The sequence below is a fragment of the uncultured Eubacterium sp. genome (assembly GCF_945980375.1).
GTDB lineage: Bacteria > Bacillota > Clostridia > Oscillospirales > Acutalibacteraceae > Eubacterium_R.
In genome coordinates this window covers 1-2,770 of the sequence record NZ_CAMFQO010000053.1, presented here as the reverse complement: position 1 = coordinate 2,770, position 2,770 = coordinate 1, and the positions used below count along the sequence as shown (strand labels likewise).

Sequence of the window (2,770 nt, the reverse complement as noted above, 5' to 3'; positions counted from 1 at the left end):
GTAATTTGCCTTATTATAAAAACAACGGACAGGCACTAAGGCTTGTGCTTTTCGGTAGCGAACCTATTCCGTTGCAAAGGCGAAAGTAGGAATCGAACCTACGAATGGCTGATTTGCGGTCAGCCGCCTTACCACTTGGCTATTTCGCCTGATATTCGGGAATGTCCCGATTTAATGGACTCAAAAGGACTCGAACCTTTGACCGCCCGGTTATGAGCCGGATGCACTAACCAACTGTGCTATGAGTCCATGTGCTTGACTTATAAACTACCTTGTGTCCTCTCAGTGTGGCACTTATTTTTAAAAATACTTCCGTCAAGCATCCGATCTGAATTGTTTGTTCATTGCACTTTTCAAACATTCATAGATCAGATAAGTTTTTCCTGCTGCTTGGTGCAAACTCACAACAGGCTTGGTAGAAAACCTTGATTGATTATTGAACACAATATGTATGACGACAAAAAACAAAAAATAATCAAATCAAGGACGGATATTCATATCCGTTTTATGTGCCTTATAAACTACCAGAGACACATAGGTTCTACATGACCTATGGCTCTTTACTTCCGACACACTATCCGTTACCCACCGACTATCGCAATCACGGTGTAGTCTTATCACCACGGATAAAGTTTTCTGCGGTTGGTCTTTGCGAGATTTGCAACCGCCATGCGGTAGAAAGAATAAGTTATTCTACTAACAAGTTGTGAGGCGTTTATTGCGTCCAGTTCTCTCACGATATCGCGTCTCTGGCTATGTTTACTATCACTTATAGTATGATTCCGCTCCTCTCCGCTGTACCGTTTTTATTCGAGTACATCATGCAGATTTGTGGTGACGTTACTTTTAAGTGTGCAAATAGGATTCGAACCTATGCAACATTTCTGTTGTATGGCTTATCAAGCAACTGCGATACCATTACGCCATATCTGCAAATAAGTATTGCACACTTCAAGTGAGGCATATCGTGTGGAACCTTCGTTTTCTAACGGAGTTGAACCGTCAAGCCTGCCTTCACTTTGGCTTTCACCGGATTTCGCTTAGGTCAGTTCGTCTTTTTTCATTACTGTCGACTCGGCAATTACTAAAAGTCACTACAATACTCAAATACCGCCTGTCACGGCAAGCACTCATAAAAGTTACTTGGTTGAGTTTCACATATTGATGCGGCGGGGAATCGAACCCCACATGATGCTTTTGTCTATATGCATAATGCCTCACTTTAGCATCGTACTTGTGTTTTCCTGCGTATTCCACTTTCGCCACGCATCAACATCCATTTTGTGTCTATGAGGACTGCATAGGAGTGTTTGTTTTACAACTCTGTTAATCACTCAACCGTTGATTGTTTTTACGGTGTCGCTCACCGGGTTTACATCAACTTCTGACATTCGTCTGCCAGCATTACCACTTGCAAGGCTTTGAAAGTTGCGGCGAGTTAAGATTCTTATCGTTCTCACATACACGCCATTCTTTTATTTTACGTCCTCAAATGGTAGCCGGACAATCAAGCATAGTTGGATTATGCTCAATTAAAACCCACCAAGCCTTGTGACGGCTCTTTAATCAGCATTCCGCTAGTGGGTAAAAGGAGTGTCATAACACTGTGACTAATGGCATTTCTGCCAAACAGGGATTGCAGGTGTCGAGCCTGCTCATCTAAGGGTCAAAACCTTATGTGTTCCCGTTTCACCAAATCACTAAGCAATATTTTTATATAAATAATAATTCCAAACATTAATCACTGTTGTTTTTGAAATATTAAACATTTTTGAAATTTCACTTGAGGACATACAACCTTTTTGACTTCTTATAAATCTGACATCATTTTCAGTAAGTTTTCTATTGTTATAAAATTCCGTTTTCTTACTTTCTTCCAGTAAATGATATTCTGTGTTCTTTTTATGAGTTACCCATTCTAAATTTCCAACATAAGGGTTTTTCTTGTTCTCATCTTTATGATGTACTACTTTATAATTTTCTTTATTTGGTATATATGTTTCTGCAACAGCCTTGTGCACTCGGATTGCTTTAACTTTTCCTCTTTTTCCAAGCGGAAGATATACAATTAAATATCCCACCTTATCAGTGCTGAATTTGTATATATGTCCTGTTTTAAGATTTTTAATATTTCCAAATTCATCAATAACGAATCTATCGTATTTATTTCCTCCGTATATCATTGTTTTAAACATATAAACCTCCGTTCATGTGCCTTTCCACTTGGCGATAGCCCTAAAATTATTCATTCTCCTAATACATTGCACATTGGCGAGTAATAATCAGGAATTTTATACCGCCAAAGCCGCAAATCGCAAATATGAGCAGTTTTTGAAGTATTGTATAACATCCCATATATGATTTTTCTGATTGGTTTAGTCATATACTTAACTTATCTATATTTCTTTTTGAAAAAATATAAATTACTCCTCATTTTCATCCAATTTGTCGTTATATCTCTCCAACTCTTTGTACAACTGCCAAATTGCACAGGTTTTCAATTCATTTGATTTACAAGTCCTCTTCGTAGACCACACATAAATTGCAATATATGTAATAAAAGCAACTACAAATAATAATTCAATGATCATATGGATTCCTCCTAAATATGCCTTTTTATTTTTTGAAAATTTTTGGAAATCACTTATCGAATGTAGATTTTTTTAGATTTATCACAGGTGTTTTTATTATCTTTATGTGTGTTAGAAATGTATTTATTATCTGGAATGTATTTTTAAAATATATCCTTTGTATTTATATATTATATATG

2 protein-coding genes and 3 tRNA genes are annotated in these 2,770 nt (G+C 36.9%); all 5 read right to left on the bottom strand.

Features of this window, described 5'->3' with window-relative positions:
• Nucleotides 1-77: 77 nt before the first annotated feature.
• The 5 genes from Q0P34_RS08415 to Q0P34_RS08395 all read right to left on the bottom strand — a co-directional run bounded on the left by Q0P34_RS08415 (nucleotide 78) and on the right by Q0P34_RS08395 (nucleotide 2,591).
• Nucleotides 78-149, bottom strand: a tRNA-Cys gene (locus tag Q0P34_RS08415).
• A gap of 26 nt (nucleotides 150-175) precedes the next feature.
• A tRNA-Ile gene (locus tag Q0P34_RS08410) sits at nucleotides 176-249 on the bottom strand.
• Between the two features lie 604 nt (nucleotides 250-853).
• Nucleotides 854-933, bottom strand: a tRNA-Ile gene (locus Q0P34_RS08405).
• Between the two features lie 767 nt (nucleotides 934-1,700).
• Entirely contained in the window at nucleotides 1,701-2,195 is a 495-nt protein-coding gene (locus Q0P34_RS08400) for an HNH endonuclease (protein ID WP_294955379.1), read from the bottom strand.
• 228 nt (nucleotides 2,196-2,423) lie between these two features.
• On the bottom strand, nucleotides 2,424-2,591 hold the full coding sequence (locus Q0P34_RS08395) for a hypothetical protein (protein ID WP_294955368.1): 168 nt from the start codon (nucleotides 2,589-2,591) through the stop codon (nucleotides 2,424-2,426).
• Nucleotides 2,592-2,770 lie beyond the last annotated feature (179 nt).